The following is an 18053-nucleotide window of genomic DNA, read 5'->3' as shown; positions in this document are numbered from 1 at the left end:
CCGCTGTTCTCCGCCGATGTCAGGCGAGCGACTGCTTGAGGAACTCGACCTGGAGCAGGAGCAGGTTCTCCGCCACCTGCTCCTGCGGGGTCATGTGCGTGACGCCCGAGAGCGGCAGCACCGTGTGCGGGCGGCCGGCGGCGAGCAGGGCGCTGGACAGGCGCAAGGTGTGGGCGGCCACCACGTTGTCGTCGGCCAGGCCGTGGATGATCATCAGCGGGCGGGAGAGCTTGTCCGCGTCGGCGATGAGGGAGTTCGAGTCGTAGACCTCGGGCCTGTCGTCCGGGTGGCCCAGGTAGCGCTCGGTGTAGTGGGTGTCGTAGAGGCGCCAGTCGGTCACCGGGGCGCCGGCGATGCCCGCGTGGAAGACGTCCGGGCGGCGCAGGACTGCCAGGGCGCTCAGGTAGCCGCCGTAGGACCAGCCCCGGATCGCCACTCGGGTGAGGTCGAGGTCCGGTTCGACCGCGGCGGCCGCGTGGAGCGCGTCCACCTGGTCCTCCAGGGTGGCGCCGGCGAAGTCGAACGCGATCGCGCGCTCCCAGGCGAGGCCCCGGCCCGGCGTGCCGCGGCCGTCGGCGACGAGGACCGCGAAGCCCTGGTCCGCCAGCCACTGCGAGGCCAGGAAGGCGTTCTGGGCGGACACGACGCGCTGGGCGTGCGGGCCGCCGTACGGGTCCATCAGCACCGGGAGCTTGGTGCCCGGGACGTGGCCGGTGGGCAGCAGGAGCGCGGCGCGGATCGAACGTTCGCCGAGCGTCAGCATGCGCGGGGACGCCTTGAGGACCGGCGTGTCCGCCCACGACTCGATGACGTGGTCACCTACCCGCACCCGCGCGCCGAACCAGTCCAAAGTGGCCGATACGAGGACAACCTTGCCACCGCCACGAACAGCGGAGTGCACACCGTCCTCAGAGGACAGCTGTTCGACGTGCTCGCCGACCGAGTAGACGTGCGTCTGCGTCGGGTCGGCGGCGGAGGCGGCCACCAGAATCGAGTCGTCGGTGATGTCGAGCACGCGGCGCACCTGCAGGCCGTGGGTGAGGACGTCGTCGCCCACCTGGAGCGCGTACTCGTCGCCCTGGCCGACGATCCGCACGAGACGGCCGTCCGGGGTCCACGCCGGAGCGCCGTCGCTGACCTCGAGCCACGTCGGGTCGGTCTCGACCGCGAGCTCGGTGACGGCGCCGGTGTCGGGGGACAGCGCGTAGATCCGGCGGGTGCGCTGGTCGCGGGTCTGCGTCGTGATCAGCGGCGCGCCGCCGGACGACCAGTGCACGTCGTTGAGGTAGTCGAACTCCAGCAGCACCGGGACGAACGTGCTGTCGAGCGACACCACGTGCAGCGACACCGTGGCGTTGGCCGTGCCCGCCGCCGGGTAGGCGATCTCGGTCGCGGCGGTGCCGGGGTTCGCCGGGTCGGCGATGTACCAGCGCTGCACCGGCGCGTTGTTCACGCGTGCGGCGATGAGGCGGTTGCCGTCCGGCTCCCACCAGTAGCCGCGGTAGCGCGACATCTCCTCGGCCGCGATGAACTCGGCGAGGCCGAACGTCACGTCCTCACCGTCCGGCTCGGCGACGGCGTAGTCCTCACCGGAGCCCAGCTCGACCACGCGCAGCGTGCCGCTCGTGACGTACGCCACGCGCTGGCCGGTCGGGTCGACGCGCGGGTCGACGACGCCACCCCGGGTCGGCAGCTCACGGGCGGTACCGCTCACCAGGTCGGCGACGAACAGGCGACCGGACAACGCGAACGAGGCCACCGACGCATCACGGGAGAGCGCGTAACCGACGATGCCCGCACCGGACTCACGCGTGCGCTCGCGGCGCGCCTTCTCCTCCGCCGGCAGATCCTCCGGATCGGACAGCAGCGTCGCCGGATCGACGAGCAGCCGTTCGACGCCGGTGGCCGTGTTCAGCTCCCAGAGCCCGTTCGCACGGCTCGTGGCCGTGGCCGGGCGCAGGAAGAAGACACGTGCGCCGTCCGCCGACACCGCGAAGGTCCTCGGTGCGCCGACGGTGAACCGCTGGGTGCGCGCCTGTTGGCGCGGGAAGGAGATGTCGTTGCCCACGCTCCAACATTAACCCGCGCACGCGTGCCGCACGGGCGCTGTGACGTGCACTGCTTCGAACGACAGCCGCCGTCGGGGCGCCGGGCACGGCGCTCTTCGCGCCGCCCGCGGAGGGCGCGGCCGGGCTGCCCGGCAGGCTGTCCGGGTGGGTGCGGGACAGGCGGCGTGCTTCGGGCGGGGCGAGGCGTCGGCACGCCGCCGGGTGGGTGCGGAGCAGGCTGCCTGGCGGAGCCGCCGACACGCCGCCGGGTGGGCACGGAGCAGGCTGCCTGGCGGAGCCGCCGACACACCGCCGGGCGGGCGCGAGACAGACCGCATGCCCAGGCTGCGGTTAGGCACCAGCACACCGGCAGGCGGACACGAGGCCAGCTGCCAGCCGAAGCCGCAGCAAGGCACCGACACCGCCGGGTGGACGTGAGGCTGGCGCCTGCTGAGGCAGTCGCGAGGCGCCCGGCCACTGCCGGGTGGGTGCGAGGCGGGCCGCCTGCCGGCGCCGGAGCGAGGCACCGGCACCCCACCCGGCGGACGCGAGGCAGGTTGCATGCCGCGGCCGTTGCGAGGCGCCAACACGCCGCCAGACGGACACAAGGCAAGCTGCCTGCCGAGGCCCATGGCGAGGTCTCCGCACGCCGCAGGGACACCGTGGCAGGCCGCCCACCGACGCCACGCAAGGCGCCCGGCCTCTGCCGGGCGAACCCTGCCGACGCAACGCACCGGCACACCGCCTGGCGGACACGAGGCAGGGTGCATGCCGCAGCCGTTGCGAGGCGTCAGCACGCCGCCAGGCGGACACAGGGCGAGCTGCCCGCCGACGCCGTGGCGAGATGCCGCAGAGACACCATGGAGGCCACCCGTCAGGCCGGAGAGACCGCCGACACGGTCCGCAAAGGGCTACGGGCTCCGCGGCACGCAGCGAAGTGCCGGAACCTCAACTTCCAGCCACCGCGCCCCAGCAGCCCTACCCCACGCGACTCTTCGGAGGCAGCGGGAAGAAGCCGCTGGTGCGCCGCACGTACTCGGCGTAGCCGGGACGGCGCGACACGATGTCCTTCTCCAGCAACGGTTTGCCGCTGCCCTTCGCGAGCAGCCACGTCATGACCACCGGGCCGATGATCGTGAGCGCGGCGAGCCACGAGTGCAGCGCGAACAGGTACAGGCCCCACCACACGACGGAGTCGCCGAAGTAGTTCGGATGCCTTGTGTAGCGCCACAAGCCGCGGTCCATCACGGCGCCCTTGTTCGCCGGGTCCGCGCGGAACCGGGAGAGCTGCCAGTCACCTACGGCCTCGAAGACGAAGCCGACCATCCACACGCCAGTGCCCAGCCAATCCAGCACTCCGAACGGGGCCGAAAGGTGCTGTGCGGCCTGGACCGGCAGCGACACGATCCACATCAGCACGGCCTGGAGGAGGTAGACGCGGTACATCCGCAGGCGCGGGTTTCCCTTGGCACGCTTCAGGATTTCCTGGTAACGCGGGTCTTCGTCCTTGCCCCGGTTGCGCGAGTGGATGTGCACGCCCAGGCGTACGCCCCACACGACGGTGAGGACCGTGACCACCCACTGCCGGGTTGGTTCGCCTTCCGCGAACAGCAGCGTGATCACCGCGATCACGGCGAAGCCGGGGCCCCACACCGAGTCGATCAGGTCGTAGCGCTTGCGGGAGTCCGCGTACAGGAACAGGGCGCTGAGCAGCGCCAGCACCACGACGAAGCTGATCAGGAAGCTCACCGGGCCACCAGCTCACGACGTACCCGCGGCATGCCGCTGCGGCCGTTCTCGCTCCTGCGCACCGCGAGGATCTGGTCCACGCCCATCCGGCCCTCCTCGAACGTCAGCGCGCCGCCCGCGAGGTACAGCCGCCACACGCGTGCCTGGCCTTCGCCGACCAGGGCGACGACCTCGTCCCAGCGCTCCTCCAGGGTCTGCGCCCACGCCCTCACTGTCCACACGTAGTGCTCGCGCAACGCGTGCACGTCGCGGATCTCCAGGCCGGCGTCTTCGAGGAAGCCCGTCGTCCGGCTGACCGGCCGCATGTGCATGTCCGGCGCGACGTACGACTCGATGAACGCACCGCCGCCCGGCGCGTTGCGTCCGCGCGACATCTGCTGCAGCAGCAGGCGGCCCTCCGGCTTGAGCAGCCGGTGCAGCGTCGAGGCGTACTCGGGGTAGTTGCTCTCGCCGACGTGCTCGCCCATCTCGATCGTGGAGATCGCGTCGAACGGCTCGTCGCGCACCTCGCGGTAGTCCTGCAGCCGCACCTCGACCCGGCCGGTCAGGCCTTCGGCCTCGATCCGCTCGAGGATGTGCGCGCGCTGCTGCGCGGAGATCGTCACGCCGGTCGCGTGCACGCCGTAGTGCTTCGCGGCGTGGATGATCATCGAACCCCACCCGCAGCCGACGTCGAGCAGGCGCATGCCCGGCTCCAGGCCGAGCTTGCGGCACACGAGGTCCAGCTTGTTGTGCTGCGCCTGCGCGAGCGGCTCGTCCTCGGACGTGAAGTACGCGCACGAGTAGGCCATGCTCGGGTCGAGCACGAGCCGGTAGAAGTCGTTGCTCAGATCGTAGTGGTGCGAAATGGCGTCGCGGTCGCGGCTCTTCGTGTGCAGCGCGCCCCGCAGCCGGGCTTCCTCCTTCGGCGCGTCCGGGTTGGGTCCCAGGACCTTCAACCGCCACGCGAGCTTCGCCACCTCCGAGAGCCGCGGCCGCCGGGTGACGCCCTGGCGCACGAGTCCCCAGATCTGCGAGAGACCGGTCGCGAGATCACCCTCCACGTCGAGCTCGCCGCTCACGTACGCGCGGGCGAGCCCCAGTTCGTTCGGGCTCCAGACGAGCCGCCGCAGCGCGTCACGCGATCGGATGACGAGCACCGTCCCGTCCTGCGGCCCGGCCACACTTCCGTCCCACGCCCGAAATCCGATCGGCAACGGTGCACCCAGCACTCGTTCGGCCATTCCCGCCAGCTGACCTGCGACGACCACCCTGCACCTCCTGCGTGACCTGACTCCGCCAGACGTTCGAGACGGGATGAGGTTCGGTTCGTTTCTGAACCGAGACGCAACCCCGGCCGTATGGCCTGGATAGAGCGAACGGATGGACGAGGAGGACATGAGTGTGATCCGACGTAACCGCATTGCCATCGGGCTCGCCGCGGGACTGGCAGTTGTGCTGGGTCTGGGTGTCTGGAGCGCCACTGGCAGTGGCACGAACTCCAAGCCGGTGGCACAAACCGAAACCGACCTGGGCGTCCTCGGTGACTACGGCGACGTGGGTCAGCCCCCGGTACTCCAGGAGCCCGCGCAGGCCCCCGAAGCCCCTGTCCAGCAGCAGGCCCCGGAAGTTCCGGCCGCGCAGCCCCCGGCAGCGCAGCCCCCGGCAGCAGCCCCTGTGAGTACGTTGAAGCTGGTCGGCAAGCCCGTCGACAAGATGGGCCTCGTGGTCCAGGACGGCGACGGCCGCACCCTTTACCGCTTCGACAAGGACACCCCGAAGCCCGAAGGCAAGTCGAACTGCAACAACCAGTGCGCCGTCACCTGGCCGCCGCTGCTGGCCGACACGATCCCGCAGGTCGAGGGCGTCGACGCGAAGCTGGTGTCGCTGATCACCCGCGCTGACGGCAAGAAGCAGGTCGCCATCGACGGCTGGGCTCTCTACACGTACTCGCAGGACCCGAAGCCGGGCGCCTGGAAGGGCCAGGGCGTCGGCGGTACCTGGTTCGTGATCCAGCCCGACGGCAAGCGCAACGTGGAATGCCTGCCCCCCGGCGTCACGGCGCCCGCTGCGTAACCCCCGAGCATCCCAATAGGACGGTCCATCTGAAACACACAACACCCTGACACGGTGAAACCCCGGCCCTGGGGAAGGGGCCGGGGTTCCCGTCGTTTCGCTCTCGGGTCGCACAACGCAAGGGGCGCCACCGGATCTCCGGTGGCGCCCCTTGTGGTTGAGCGTCAGAGCGTGGAGTACAGCGGGTGCTTCGCCGCCAGCACCTCGACGCGCGCACGCAGCTCGTCGATCGCCGCGCCCGGCTTCAGGGCCTCCGCGATCACGTCGGCGACCTCGGTGAAGTCCACCTCGCCGAACCCGCGGGTCGCGAGCGCCGGCGTGCCGATCCGCAGACCGGACGTGACCATCGGCGGACGCGGGTCGTTCGGAACGGCGTTGCGGTTGACCGTGATGCCGATCTGGTGCAGCACGTCCTCGGCCTGCTTGCCGTCCAGCTCCGAGCCGACCAGGTCGACGAGGACCAGGTGCACGTCCGTGCCGCCGGTCAGCACCTTGACGCCGGCCGCGGCGACGTCCGCCTGCGACAGGCGCTCGGCCAGGATCCGCGCGCCCTCGAGCGTGCGGCGCTGGCGGTCCGCGAACTCCGGCGAGGCGGCGTGCTTGAACGCCACCGCCTTGGCCGCGATCACGTGCTCCAGCGGGCCGCCCTGCTGGCCGGGGAACACCGCAGAGTTGATCTTCTTGGCGATGTCCGCCTCGTTCGACAGGATCACGCCGCCGCGGGGACCGCCGAGGGTCTTGTGCGTCGTGGTCGTCGTGACGTGCGCGTGCGGCACGGGCGACGGGTGCAGGCCCGCGGCCACCAGGCCGGCGAAGTGCGCCATGTCGACCATCAGGTAGGCCTCGACCGAGTCCGCGATGCGGCGGAACTCGGCGAAGTCCAGCTGGCGCGGGTAGGCGGACCAGCCGGCGACGATCAGCTTCGGCCGGTGCTCCTGCGCCAGGCGCTCGACCTCGGCCATGTCGACGCGGCCGTCGGAGTCCGCGACGTGGTACGGCACGACGTTGTAGAGCTTGCCGGAGAAGTTGATGCGCATGCCGTGCGTCAGGTGGCCGCCGTGCGCGAGGTCCAGGCCCAGGATCGTGTCGCCGGGCTGGAGCAGTGCGAACATCGCGGCCGCGTTGGCCTGCGCACCCGAGTGCGGCTGGACGTTCGCGAAACCGGCGCCGAAGAGCGACTTGATGCGCTCGATGGCGAGGCGCTCGACGACGTCCACGTGCTCGCAGCCGCCGTAGTAGCGGCGGCCGGGGTAGCCCTCCGCGTACTTGTTGGTGAGGACGGAGCCCTGGGCCTGCAGCACCGAGACGGGCGTGAAGTTCTCCGAGGCGATCATCTCGAGCGTGCCCTGCTGGCGTGCCAGCTCGGCCGCAACGGCCTCGGCCACCTCGGGGTCGTACTCCGCGAGGGAAGCGTTGAACTGGTCGGACATCTGGAGGATCTCCCTACTTGGCGCGCTTGTAGAACGGAAGTGCGACGACCTCGACCGGCTGCTTCTTGCCGCGGACGTCCACCAGCAGTGAGGTGCCGGGCTCGGCACTGGCCTTCGACACGTAGGCCATGGCGACGGAGTAGCCGAGGGTCGGGGACAGCGCGCCCGACGTCACCTCGCCCACGACCTCGTCGCCGTCGAGCACCGCGTAGCCGTGGCGCGGAGCGCGACGCTCGGGGGTCTTCAGTCCGACGAGGACCGAGTCCACCCCGGACTCGGCGACCTTGGTCAGCGCCTCGCGGCCCACGAAGTCGCCGGGCTTGTCGAGCTTCACCACGCGGCCCAGGTTCGCGTTGTAGGGCGTGAGCGACGTCGTGAGCTCGTTGCCGTACAAGGGCATCCCGGCTTCGAGACGCAACGTGTCGCGGCAGCCGAGGCCGCACGGCTTGAGCTCGTGCGCCTCGCCGGCGGACAGCAGCGCCGCCCAGACCGCGGGTGCGTCGGCAGGTGCGACGAAGAGTTCGAAGCCCTCCTCGCCGGTGTACCCGGTGCGGGCGAGCAGCGCGTCGACACCGGCCACGGTGGACGGGTACGAGGCGTAGTACTTGACCGTCGACAGGTCGGTGTCGGTCAAGCCGGAGAGGATCTCGACCGACTTCGGACCCTGGATGGCGATCAACGCGTAGTCGGTCGACCTGTCGGCGACGACGGTGTCGAAGCCGGCGGCGCGCTCGACCAGAGCCTCGGCGACGACCAGGGCGTTCGAGGCGTTCGCGACGACCATGAACTCCTGGTCGCCCAGGCGGTACACGATCAGGTCGTCGATCACGCCGCCGTCGGCCTGGGTGATCATCGTGTAGCGGGCCTTGCCGACGGCGAGTGCCGAGATGTGGCCGACCAGCGCGTAGTCGAGGGCCTCACCGGCCTGCGGTCCGGTCAGGACGATCTCACCCATGTGCGTGAGGTCGAACAGGCCCGCGGTCTTGCGCACCGCGTGGTGCTCCGCGAGCTCGGACGAGTAGCGCAGCGGCATCCGCCAGCCCGCGAAGTCGGTGAACATCGCGCCGAGCTGCTCGTGCTCGGCGTTCAGAGGCGTGAGGCGGGACATCAGAACGCTCCTCCAGGGTGCGCCGAAGAGCCGGACGCGGCCGGCTGAGGCATCAGAAGAATGACACGGTCCATCGGAGACTCCTCACTAGAGCGAGCCTCCCCCTCTGTCATGAGCCTGAGAGCTTCGCCGCGCTGAGCGCGACTTGCACCGTGGGCGAGGCTGCTGATGAGCCTGCTTTCCAGAGTTGCCTTCGTCGTGCGGTATCTGTGCCTGAGAGATTCCGGGGAGGGATTGCTCCTTCGGCGCCCCTTCTGCAGGGGTCTCTTCCGCGCGACATCGACGGCCGTGTTCAGTTGTCAGCCCCAGACGCTAGCAGGCCAAACGTCACAGCGGGACGCCCTGAGCAGTCTTCTCGACCACCTTGCGCTCCGCCCAGAAGGACAGGAACGGGATCGTGCCGGCGATCAGCACCAGCAGGGTGCCCTTGATCGACCAGCGCAGCTTCAGCGCCAGGTCGACGGAAATCACCAGGTAGATGGCGTAGAGGAAGCCGTGGATCGGGCCGACGACCTTCATCGCGCCACCCATGTCCGCGGCGTACTTGAGCACCATCGCCACGACCAGGAGCAGCAGGAAGACTCCGACCACGTAAGCCATGACCCTGAACCGGGTCAACGCACCCTTCATCTGCCCGCCTTCGCTCAACGACCGTCCCGCGCGTTGAGGTCCGCGAGCATGCGGTTGTAGGCCGCGAGCTCCGCGTCTTCTTCATCGTCGAAGTGCTCGACAGGCGCGGGTTTGACGGCGTCAACGGTAGCCACCGGGGCAGGAGCGGGCGCAACCGGCTCCGGTGCGAGATCCGCGTCACGGTTCTGGCGCGTCAAACGGCGGAAGCGCCACACCATGAAGAGGGGGAAGAGGCCGAAGAGCGGCCACTGGAGCACGTAACCGAGGTTCTGGAACGTGCCGCTGGCGGACTCGAAGCGCTGCCACTGCCACCACGCGAGCCCGCAACAGGCGACCAGCGCCGCCAGACAGGCGAACGCGATCAGCACACGCTGGGGAGTAAGGAGGCCGCGCACGACCTCCACACTACTTGGGTGAGGCCTCCTGGCAGGAGGCCACCCGTGAGGGGATGGGAACAACAGGGGTCCGGGGGGTCGCCCCCGGTCAAGCGCGGCGAACGAACACGGCGAGCGCGCTCCGCGAGCGCGCGTGCCTGCTCTTGGGTGGATGCAGGGCTGCCGCCTCCGACAGCCCGTTCCCCGCTACGCCACGCCGTCCCGGCGCTGCCTCTGCAGACGTGCGACGCACCAGGCTGCGGCGGAACCGCGGCGAAGGTGCTGGAGAACCGTCATCGGTCCCAGGCGCCGACCGAGGTCGGCAGGAGACAGGCCGGCCGCGCGGTAGTCGAGCGCGCGCTGGTCCAACGGGCTGATGCCCGCGTCCCACCACTGCTCGGCCTCGGCGACGTCGCCCACCAGCTGCCAGTAGCTCGCCGCGGCGGCGAGCAGTGCCTCGGGTGCCTCCGGCGCCCGCTTGCGCATCGCGGCCACGTAGGCCGGATCCGCCGAGTCGACCTTGACCAAGCCACGCGACCCGCTCCTGCCTCCCCGCTGCACGGGGATGCCTGGCGCCGAGGGGGGAGCCTCCGCGAGCCATGCGTTCTTGATCCGGTTCACCTCCTGCATCTCTGCGTCATCAGACCGTTCAGCCGCCCACTGCTGCAACAGCTCGTGGACCCCGGAGTCCTCGACCATATGTGCCTCCTCGTCGGTCGGGGATCGGCCATTGCAGCGGAAGGTATTCGGTAGGTCTGACAATCGCCAGACCCTGAATCCCCGGAACACCCGTTACCAGTGCGTGATTGGCCTCATTCCACCCATCCGGCTCAACGCGAACGGCCGAGGATCACCGGCTGTCACTAGCTGAGCGGGGTGGCCGTGCCGAAGAGGCTCCTGACGAAGGTGATGATCGACTCCGCGCCCTGACGCAGCCAGCCGAGCACCTGCTGCACCGCCGAGGCGGACTGCTCGGGCTGGGTGATCAGGAGGAACAGCACCAGCGCGACGCCCGCCAGCACTAGCACCTTCTTGAGGTTCACAGGTACCTCTCCGTCCGTGTGGTTCACCGGTCGAGCGGCGGACCGCCCGTGTCACCCGTCATGGTCCCTCATTCACCCTTGCGATGAACAACGACCACGCCAAACTCCTCCCGGGATCCACCGGCGACGCACGCCTGCACGACGGCCAACGTCACCCGAATGGCGGCTAAAGAAGGGTGTCAGCAGCGCCGATGTCCTGGGCACGAGGTGAACACGAAGCCCTCGCATCCCACAGCTTGGAAGAGAGACTGTTGCACCGGCCCTCACCCGGATGCCGATCGTCCCCCATCACGCACCGTCACGCCCTCGTGGCGTTATTAATGCGCACCCGAACATTCATCCAATTACTCCAGACCGCCGCAGTTCACTAATGCGGGCGTCCGCCACACCCATGCCGGCAAGCACTTCCCCGGTGTCGGCCCCGGCGGAAACCGGCGCCGTGGGAACGGCCGCGGGAGTGCGGTCGAAGCGAGGCGCCGGCGCCGGATGGGGCGAACCGGACACGTCCACGAAAGTGGAGCGCGCCTCGTTGTACGGATGCCGTGCCGCCTCCTCAGGGCTCAGCACCGGCGCCAGGCAGGCGTCCGTGTCCCGCGCGAGGTCGGCCCACTCGTCCCGCGGCCTGGTCTTCACCGCCGCCGCGATGCGTTCCCGCAGCTCGGGCCAGTTCGCCGGATCGTTGCGCGAGGGTGCGTCCTCCAGCCCCAGCACGCGCACGAGGTCCGCGTAGAACTTCTCCTCCAGCGCGCCGATCGCCACGTACTTCCCGTCCGCGGCCTCGTACACGTCGTAGAACGGCACCCCACCGTCGAGCATGTTCTCGCCGCGCCCGCCCGCCCACATGCCCGCGGACCGCATCCCGTGCAGGAACGTCGTCAGCAACGCCGCCCCGTCGACCATGGCCGCGTCCACGACCTGGCCACGTCCGGACCTCTCGCGTTCGTACAGCGCGGCGAGCACGCCGAGAGCCAGCAGCAGCCCTCCCCCGCCGAAGTCGCCGAGCAGGTTGATCGGGAACGACGGCGGCCCGCCGGCCCGGCCGAGGGGCTCCAGCGCACCCGCGACGGCGATGTAGTTGATGTCGTGGCCGGCGCGGTCGGCGAGAGGCCCGTCCTGGCCCCAGCCGGTCATGCGCCCGTAGACAAGGCGCGGGTTGCGGGCGAGGCACTGCGCGGGGCCGATGCCCAGCCGTTCGGTGACGCCCGGCCGGAAGCCCTCGATCAGCACGTCCGAGCGCTCCACCAGCTGCAGCACCAGCTCGGCGCCCTCAGGCCTGCGGGTGTCGATCGCGATCGAGCGCCGGTTGCGGCCGAGGAAGTCGCCGGGGATCGTCGGCACGCTCCCCGGCTTGTGCACCTGGATCACGTCCGCGCCGAGGTCGGCGAGCACCATGCAGCCGAACGGCGCGGGCGCGAGGCCGGCGAGCTCGACGACGCGAAGGCCTGCGAGAGGCCCCTTCCCAGAAGAAGCAGTCACAGGGACCTCGCGATGATTTCCTTCATGATCTCGTTCGTGCCGCCGTAGATCCGCTGGACGCGGGCGTCGGACCAGGCACGCGCGATCGGGTACTCGTTCATGTAGCCGTAGCCGCCGAAGAGCTGCACGCACTCGTCGACGACCTTGCCCAACCGGTCGCTGGCCCACCACTTCGCCATCGCGGCGGTCGGGATGTCCAGTTCACCGTTCAGGTGCTTCTCCACGCACTCGTCGATGAACGCCCTGGTCACAGCCGCCTCGGTGGCGCACTCGGCGAGCTTGAAGCGGGTGTTCTGGAACTTCATCAGCTCCTTGCCGAACGCCGTGCGCTCCTTCACGTACTTCAGCGTCACGTCGACGGCCGCCTCGATGCCCGCGATGCAGCAGACGCCGATGATCAGGCGTTCCTGCGGCAGCTGCTGCATGAGCTGGATGAACCCGAGGCCCTCCTGGTCGCCGAGGAGGTTCGTGACCGGCACGCGGACGTCGTCGAAGAACAGCTCGGCGGTGTCCTGACCCTTCATGCCGACCTTGTCGAGCACGCGGCCGCGCCGGATGTCGTTCTCCACGACGAGCAGCGAGATGCCCTGCGCGCCCTGCGCCGGGTCGGTCTTGGCCACGACGATCACCAGGTCGGCGTGCACGCCGTTGGTGATGAACGTCTTCGAGCCGTTGATGACGTACTCGTCGCCGTCCCTGATCGCCTTGGTCCGGATGCCCTGCAGGTCGGAGCCCGCGCCGGGTTCGGTCATCGCGATCGCGCCGACGTAATCGCCGGACGCGAGCTTGGGCAGCCAGCGCTGCTTCTGCTCCTCGGAGCCGTAGGAGTTGAGGTAGTGGGCCACGATGCCGCTGTGGACGCTGTTGCCCCACGCGCTGTCGCCCGCGCGTGCCTGTTCCTCCAGCAACACGGCCTCATGCGCGAAGGTGCCGCCACCACCCCCGTACTCCTCGGGGATGCTCAGGCACAGCAGGCCGAGCTCACCGGCCTTGCGCCACAGTTCGCGGTCGACCTGCTTCTGCTCGGCGAAGCGCTCGACGTGCGGTGTGACCTCCTTTTCGAAGAACGTGCGTGCCAGCTGGCGCAGCTGGTCCAGGTCACTGTCCATCCACCGCGATCGACGCTCTGCCATGCGGTCCACGAAACCACCGGGTGGTGATCCACGCCATGACCGCCGCGCCTGCGCAGCCCGGAAAAACTGAGCGAAATTCCCACCCCGGTCGTACAGACTGACGGGTATGCAGATCCACCAGGTCACGCCGGACGACTGGGAGCTCTGGCGCGACATCCGGCTCGACGCACTGGCCAGCGACCCCGAGGAGTTCGGCTCCACACTGGCCCGCGAGCGGTCGTTCAGCGAGGACGAGTGGCGTTCGCGCGCGGCGGAAGGCCTGAAGCTCGTCGCGCTCGCCCCTCGACCGGCCGCCCTGGTCGCCGCCACCGCGAAACCCGAGGGCCTCTACCTCTACTCGATGTGGGTGCGTGACTGCCATCGCGGCCAGGGGATCGGGGAAGCCCTGGTCAGGACGGTGCTGACGTGGGCGGTCGAGGAGGGCTGGAAGGTCGTGCGGCTGCGAGTGCACGACCACAACCTGCCGGCGCGACGCCTTTACGAGCGTCTCGGGTTCGTGGACGCCGAGGAACCCGAGCACATGGAGTTCCTGGTGAGCTAATCGGTCACCCTTCGCGGTCATGGCCAGCTCCGACACGCGGGCCTAGCGTGGTGTCATGAGCGAAGCCTTGATCTTCGACGCGGTGCGCACGCCGCGCGGCAAGGGAAAGCGCGGGTCGCTGCACAGCGTGAAACCCGTCGATCTGGCCGCCGGTGTGCTGCGCGCGCTGTCCGAACGCAACTCCCTCGACACCTCCGCGGTGGACGACGTCGTGTTCGGCGTGGTGTCCCCGCTCGGTGAGCAGGGCGGCGACATCGCCCGGACCGCGGTGCTGGCCGCCGGATGGGACCAGCGCCCGGCCGGGGTGCAGCTCAACCGGTTCTGCGCGTCGGGCCTCGAGTCGGTGAACCTCGCCGCGGCCAAGGTCGCGTCCGGGTTCGAGGACCTGGTGGTGGCGGGCGGCGTCGAGTCGATGTCGCGCGTGCCGATGGGCTCCGACGGCGGCGCGTGGGCGATCGACCCGCAGACGAACTTCGACCTGTCGTTCGTGCCGCAGGGCGTGTCGGCCGACCTGATCGCGACGCTGGAGGGCTTCTCCCGCACGGACGTCGACGCGTGGGCCGCCCGGTCGCACGCACGCGCGTTCGAGGCGCAGAAGGACGGCCGGTTCGAGCGGTCCGTCGTGCCGGTCGTCGACCAGAACGGCACGGTGGTGCTCAAGGAGGACGAGACGATCCGTCCGGAGTCCACTGTGGAGTCCCTGGGCCGGTTGAAGCCCAGCTTCCAGTTCCACGGCGACCTCGGCTACGACACCGTCGCCATCGACCGCTACCCCACCGTCGAGCGCATCAGCCACGTGCACACGCCCGGCAACTCGTCGCAGATCGTCGACGGCGCCGCGGCGATGCTGATCGGTTCGGCGGCGACGGGCAAGGCCCTCGGCCTGACGCCCCGCGCCCGGATCGTGTCCGTCGCCGTCGTGGGCACCGAGCCGACGATCATGCTCACCGGACCGGCTCCGTCCGCGCGCAAGGCGCTGGACAAGGCAGGGCTCTCGGTCGAGGACATCGACCTGTTCGAGGTCAACGAGGCGTTCTCCTCGGTCGTGCTGAAGTTCCTGCGCGACATGGACATCCCCGAGGACAAGGTCAACGTCAACGGCGGCGCGATCGCGCTGGGCCACCCGCTCGGCGCCACCGGCTGCATGATCCTGGGCACGCTGCTGGACGAGCTGGAGCGCCGGGACCTGCGCCGCGGCCTGGCCACGTTGTGCGTGGGCGGCGGCATGGGTATCGCGACGATCATCGAGAGGGTCTGAGGCATGCCGTTCCACTACGACAAGGACGCGGACGGCATCGTCACCCTGACGATGGACATGTCCGGCTCCGCCAACGTGATGAACGACGAGTACCGCGAGCTGATGGGCGACGCGGTCTCGAAGCTCGAGGGCGACGACATCACCGGTGTGATCATCACGTCCGCCAAGAAGACGTTCTTCGCCGGCGGCGACCTCAACGTGCTCATCGCGATCACGCCGGAGAACGCCTCGCAGGCACTCGACGGCGTCGAGGAGCTCAAGTCGCAGTTGCGCCGCCTGGAGAAGCTCGGCAAGCCGGTCGTGGCGGCGATCAACGGGACCGCGCTCGGCGGCGGGTTCGAGATCGCGCTGGCCGCGCACCGCCGGATCCTGTTGAACGACAACAGCATCCGCGTCGGCCTGCCCGAGGCGACGCTGGGCCTGCTGCCCGGCGGCGGTGGCGTCACGCGCATGGTGCGCCTGCTGGGCGTGCAGAAGGCGTTGCCGTTGCTCATGGAAGGCAAGCAGCTGCGGCCGGAACGCGCGCTGCAGGCCGGAATCGTGCACCAGGTCGTGGACACGCGCGAGGAGCTGATCTCCGAGGCCCGCGCCTGGATCAAGGAGAACCCGGCGCCGACGCAGCCGTGGGACGTGCAGGGCGCGGGCGTGCCGGACCTGAAGTTCGGCGACCCCACCAGCTACGGCCTGCTCGCGGCGGCTCCGGCCGTGCTGAGCAAGAAGTCGCACGGCGTGTACCCGGCGCCGGAGAAGATCATGGCGACGGCCGTCGAGGGTGCCTACGTCGACTTCGACACGGCGCTGAAGATCGAGGGCCGCTACTTCGTGGAACTGGCGTCCGGCCAGGTCTCCAAGAACATGATCACGGCGTTCTGGTTCAACCTCAACGAGGTCAACGGCCGCGCCTCCGCCACGGGACGTCGCGTGGCCAAGCTCGGCGTGCTGGGCGCGGGCATGATGGGCGCCGGAATCGCCGAGGTGTCCGCGAAGGCCGGCATCGAGGTGGTCCTGAAGGACGTCAGCCTCGAAGGTGCGCAGAAGGGTGCTCAGGGCCTGGAGGGCATCACGCCGACCGACTCCGACGACGACCTCGCGGGCTGCGACCTGATCATCGAGGCCGTCTTCGAGAACCGCGAGCTCAAGAACAAGGTGCTGCCCGCGGCCGAGGAGAAGGCGTTGCCGGACGCGGTGATCGCGTCCAACACCTCGACGCTGCCGATCACCGGCCTCGCGTCGGCGGTGACGGCGCCCGAGCGGTTCATCGGCCTGCACTTCTTCTCTCCCGTGCCGAAGATGCGGCTCGTGGAGATCATCCGCGGTGAGAAGACGTCCGAGGAGACGCTGCAGCGCGCGCTCGACTACGTGCGGCAGATCGGGAAGACGCCGATCGTGGTCAACGACTCGCGCGGCTTCTACACCTCCCGGACGTTCGGCACGTACGTGATCGAGGCGATCACGATGCTGGCCGAGGGCGTGGCGCCGGCGGTGATCGAGAACGTGGCGAAGAAGTCCGGCATGGCCGTCGGCCCGCTGGCGGTGTCGGACGAGGTGACCCTGTCGCTGCAGCTCAAGATCCACGACCAGACGCTCGCCGACGACCCGTCCCTGGTGTCGGAGAGCCCGGCCTACGACCTGATCCGCGAGATGGTGTCGCTGGGCCGCAGCGGGAAGTCGACCGGAGCGGGCTTCTACGAGTACCCCGAGGGCGGCAGGAAGTTCCTGTGGCCCGAGCTGACGACCCGGTACGCGAAGGCCGACGCCGGGGTGTCCGAACAGGACGTGCGCGACCGGCTGCTGTTCGTGCAGTCGCTGGAGACCGTGCGGTGCCTGGACGAGGGCGTGCTGACGTCCGTGGCGGACGCGAACATCGGCTCGATCTTCGGGTTCGGCTTCGCGCCGTGGAGCGGTGGCACGCTGCAGTTCATCAACTCCTATGGCGTGCAGGCGTTCGTGGAACGCGCGGACTACCTCGCCGACACGTACGGGGAGCGGTTCCGCCCGCCCGCCTCGCTGCGGGAGCGCGACAAGTTCTAGGCGCGGTAGGAGCCGGGTGAGGACCCGGTCCAGCGTTTGAAGGCCCGGTGGAAGGCGCTCGCCTCGGAGAACCCGAGGCGCAGCGCCAGTTCCTCGACCGACTCCCCGCCCCGCACCAGCGAGGCCACCGCCTGGTCGCGCAGCAGCTGCTCGCGCACCTCGCGGAACGACGTCCCCTCGGCCGCGAGCCTGCGGCGCAACGTCGGCGCCGACACCCCCAGCTGGGCCGCCACGGCCTCCAGCCCGGTCACCCCGCGCCCGAGCAACCGCCGCACGTGTCCCGAGGTGTCCGCGCCGTGGTCGCGGCGGGACAGCAGGTCCGCCGGCGAGTGCCGCAGGAACCGCTTCAGCGCCGCCTCGTCCTGCACCACGGGCATGCGCAGGAACTTCGGGTCGAACTCGATCGTGGTGGCGCGCGCGCCGAACCGCAGCGGGCACCCGAAGATGAGGTGGTACTCGGCGGCGTGCGCCGGTTCCGGATAGCCGAACTCGGCGCTCTGCAACGGGATGCGGCGGCCGATGAGCCACGACGAGAAGCGGTGCCACAGCACGAGGAGCGACTCGGTGAGGAAGTGGTCGGGGTCGCTGGGAACGTGCAGCGTGAAGCGGCCGCCGTCGAGCGACAGCTCCAGCGGCTCGTCGAAGAGCGCGTAGAAGGCGAGGCCGCGCTTGAGCGCCGACTCGAGGTCCGGGCAGTGCACGGCCAGCAGGCACATCATCGCGAACGTGCCGCGCTTGGACGGCCGCGGCCCGAAGCCCATGAACTCGTCGTCGAGGACTTCCCAGAGCGTCTGGATGAACTTCGTGTACTGAGCGGGCGTGACGCGCGCACGGTCGTCCGCGAGAAGGCTCTGGGGGATGCCCGCACCGAGCAGGACGGCGGACGGCTCCGGGCACGCGCGAAGCGCCGCACGCACGTAGTGGATCGCCACGGTCCTGGTGTGCACGACCCACAGTAAACGCCACCGGCGGGGGGGGGGGGGGGGGGGGGGGGGGGGGGCGGGGGGCCCCCGCCGGGGGCCCCCGCGGGGGGGGGGGGGGGGGCGCGCGGGGGGGGGCCCCCCCCCCCGGGCCCCGCCTCGGCCGGGGTGAACCTCACCAGGGCGAAGTCGGAGGGCAGGAAGTCCGCGCGCAACGGTGACGCGGACGGCGCGTGGCGTCAGCTGAACATGCGCAC

Annotated in this window: 16 protein-coding genes and 2 riboswitches; of the genes, 4 read left to right on the top strand and 12 right to left on the bottom strand. The window is 70.0% G+C overall.

Going from position 1 to position 18053, the window contains the following annotated elements:
- Positions 1 to 19: 19 nt before the first annotated feature.
- The 3 genes from ORI60_RS31715 to ORI60_RS31705 all read right to left on the bottom strand — a co-directional run bounded on the left by ORI60_RS31715 (position 20) and on the right by ORI60_RS31705 (position 5020).
- Positions 20 to 2068 carry a S9 family peptidase gene (locus ORI60_RS31715; RefSeq protein ID WP_266041680.1) on the bottom strand — a complete coding sequence of 683 codons (2049 nt, stop codon included), beginning with the start codon at positions 2066 to 2068 and terminating at the stop codon, positions 20 to 22.
- A gap of 958 nt (positions 2069 to 3026) precedes the next feature.
- Positions 3027 to 3797, bottom strand: a complete 771-nt coding sequence (locus tag ORI60_RS31710; protein ID WP_416234524.1) for a DUF1295 domain-containing protein — start codon at positions 3795 to 3797, stop codon at positions 3027 to 3029.
- The gene (locus ORI60_RS31705; protein WP_266041862.1) at positions 3794 to 5020 is read right to left on the bottom strand and encodes an SAM-dependent methyltransferase; all 1227 of its coding nucleotides are present in this window, start codon (positions 5018 to 5020) and stop codon (positions 3794 to 3796) included. Before ORI60_RS31705 ends, ORI60_RS31710 begins: the two co-directional genes overlap by 4 nt.
- Positions 5021 to 5159: 139 nt before the next feature.
- Here ORI60_RS31705 and ORI60_RS31700 point away from each other — a divergent pair, with 139 nt between their 5' ends.
- Positions 5160 to 5852 (top strand): hypothetical protein, encoded by a 693-nt coding sequence (locus ORI60_RS31700; protein WP_266041679.1) that lies wholly within the window; start codon positions 5160 to 5162, stop codon positions 5850 to 5852.
- A gap of 164 nt (positions 5853 to 6016) precedes the next feature.
- On the opposite strand, the gene glyA is transcribed toward ORI60_RS31700, so the two are convergent.
- The 8 genes from glyA to ORI60_RS31660 form a co-directional block, all read right to left on the bottom strand.
- Positions 6017 to 7282, bottom strand: a complete 1266-nt coding sequence (gene glyA, locus ORI60_RS31695) for a serine hydroxymethyltransferase (protein WP_266041678.1) — start codon at positions 7280 to 7282, stop codon at positions 6017 to 6019.
- Positions 7283 to 7295: 13 nt separating this feature from the next.
- Complete coding sequence (gene gcvT, locus ORI60_RS31690; protein ID WP_266041677.1) at positions 7296 to 8390, bottom strand: glycine cleavage system aminomethyltransferase GcvT; 1095 nt, start codon at positions 8388 to 8390, stop codon at positions 7296 to 7298.
- Between the two features lie 96 nt (positions 8391 to 8486).
- Positions 8487 to 8581: riboswitch (glycine riboswitch) on the bottom strand.
- Positions 8582 to 8672: riboswitch (glycine riboswitch) on the bottom strand.
- Positions 8673 to 8717: 45 nt separating this feature from the next.
- Complete coding sequence (locus ORI60_RS31685; protein ID WP_266041676.1) at positions 8718 to 9020, bottom strand: DUF3817 domain-containing protein; 303 nt, start codon at positions 9018 to 9020, stop codon at positions 8718 to 8720.
- A gap of 14 nt (positions 9021 to 9034) precedes the next feature.
- Entirely contained in the window at positions 9035 to 9388 is a 354-nt protein-coding gene (locus ORI60_RS31680; RefSeq protein WP_266041675.1) for a hypothetical protein, read from the bottom strand.
- A gap of 213 nt (positions 9389 to 9601) precedes the next feature.
- Positions 9602 to 10093 (bottom strand): transcriptional regulator, encoded by a 492-nt coding sequence (locus tag ORI60_RS31675; RefSeq protein ID WP_090012227.1) that lies wholly within the window; start codon positions 10091 to 10093, stop codon positions 9602 to 9604.
- Positions 10094 to 10257: 164 nt separating this feature from the next.
- Positions 10258 to 10437 (bottom strand): hypothetical protein, encoded by a 180-nt coding sequence (locus ORI60_RS31670; RefSeq protein ID WP_266041674.1) that lies wholly within the window; start codon positions 10435 to 10437, stop codon positions 10258 to 10260.
- Between the two features lie 336 nt (positions 10438 to 10773).
- A complete protein-coding gene (locus ORI60_RS31665; protein WP_266041673.1) occupies positions 10774 to 11913 on the bottom strand; it encodes a CaiB/BaiF CoA transferase family protein in 1140 nt (379 codons plus the stop codon).
- Positions 11910 to 13046, bottom strand: a complete 1137-nt coding sequence (locus ORI60_RS31660) for an acyl-CoA dehydrogenase family protein (RefSeq protein WP_266041672.1) — start codon at positions 13044 to 13046, stop codon at positions 11910 to 11912. Before ORI60_RS31660 ends, ORI60_RS31665 begins: the two co-directional genes overlap by 4 nt.
- 106 nt (positions 13047 to 13152) lie before the next feature.
- Here ORI60_RS31660 and ORI60_RS31655 point away from each other — a divergent pair, with 106 nt between their 5' ends.
- From ORI60_RS31655 to ORI60_RS31645, 3 genes are read left to right on the top strand one after another with little or no spacing between them, the layout of a single operon-like run.
- Positions 13153 to 13587 (top strand): GNAT family N-acetyltransferase, encoded by a 435-nt coding sequence (locus ORI60_RS31655; protein WP_266041671.1) that lies wholly within the window; start codon positions 13153 to 13155, stop codon positions 13585 to 13587.
- Between the two features lie 55 nt (positions 13588 to 13642).
- Entirely contained in the window at positions 13643 to 14845 is a 1203-nt protein-coding gene (locus ORI60_RS31650) for an acetyl-CoA C-acetyltransferase (RefSeq protein WP_093597132.1), read from the top strand.
- Between the two features lie 3 nt (positions 14846 to 14848).
- The gene (locus tag ORI60_RS31645; protein ID WP_266041670.1) at positions 14849 to 16876 is read left to right on the top strand and encodes a 3-hydroxyacyl-CoA dehydrogenase NAD-binding domain-containing protein; all 2028 of its coding nucleotides are present in this window, start codon (positions 14849 to 14851) and stop codon (positions 16874 to 16876) included.
- On the opposite strand, the gene ORI60_RS31640 is transcribed toward ORI60_RS31645, so the two are convergent.
- Positions 16873 to 17823: an AraC family transcriptional regulator gene (locus ORI60_RS31640; protein ID WP_266041669.1), complete on the bottom strand. Its 951-nt coding sequence runs from the start codon at positions 17821 to 17823 to the stop codon at positions 16873 to 16875. The two genes, ORI60_RS31645 and ORI60_RS31640, sit on opposite strands and share 4 nt — an antisense overlap.
- Positions 17824 to 18053: the final 230 nt, after the last annotated feature.

It is taken from the genome of Lentzea sp. NEAU-D7 (genome assembly GCF_026242055.1).
Classification (GTDB): domain Bacteria; phylum Actinomycetota; class Actinomycetes; order Mycobacteriales; family Pseudonocardiaceae; genus Lentzea.
The sequence above is the reverse complement of the archived record's forward strand: the minus strand, read 5'-3'. Positions and strand labels throughout refer to the sequence as shown.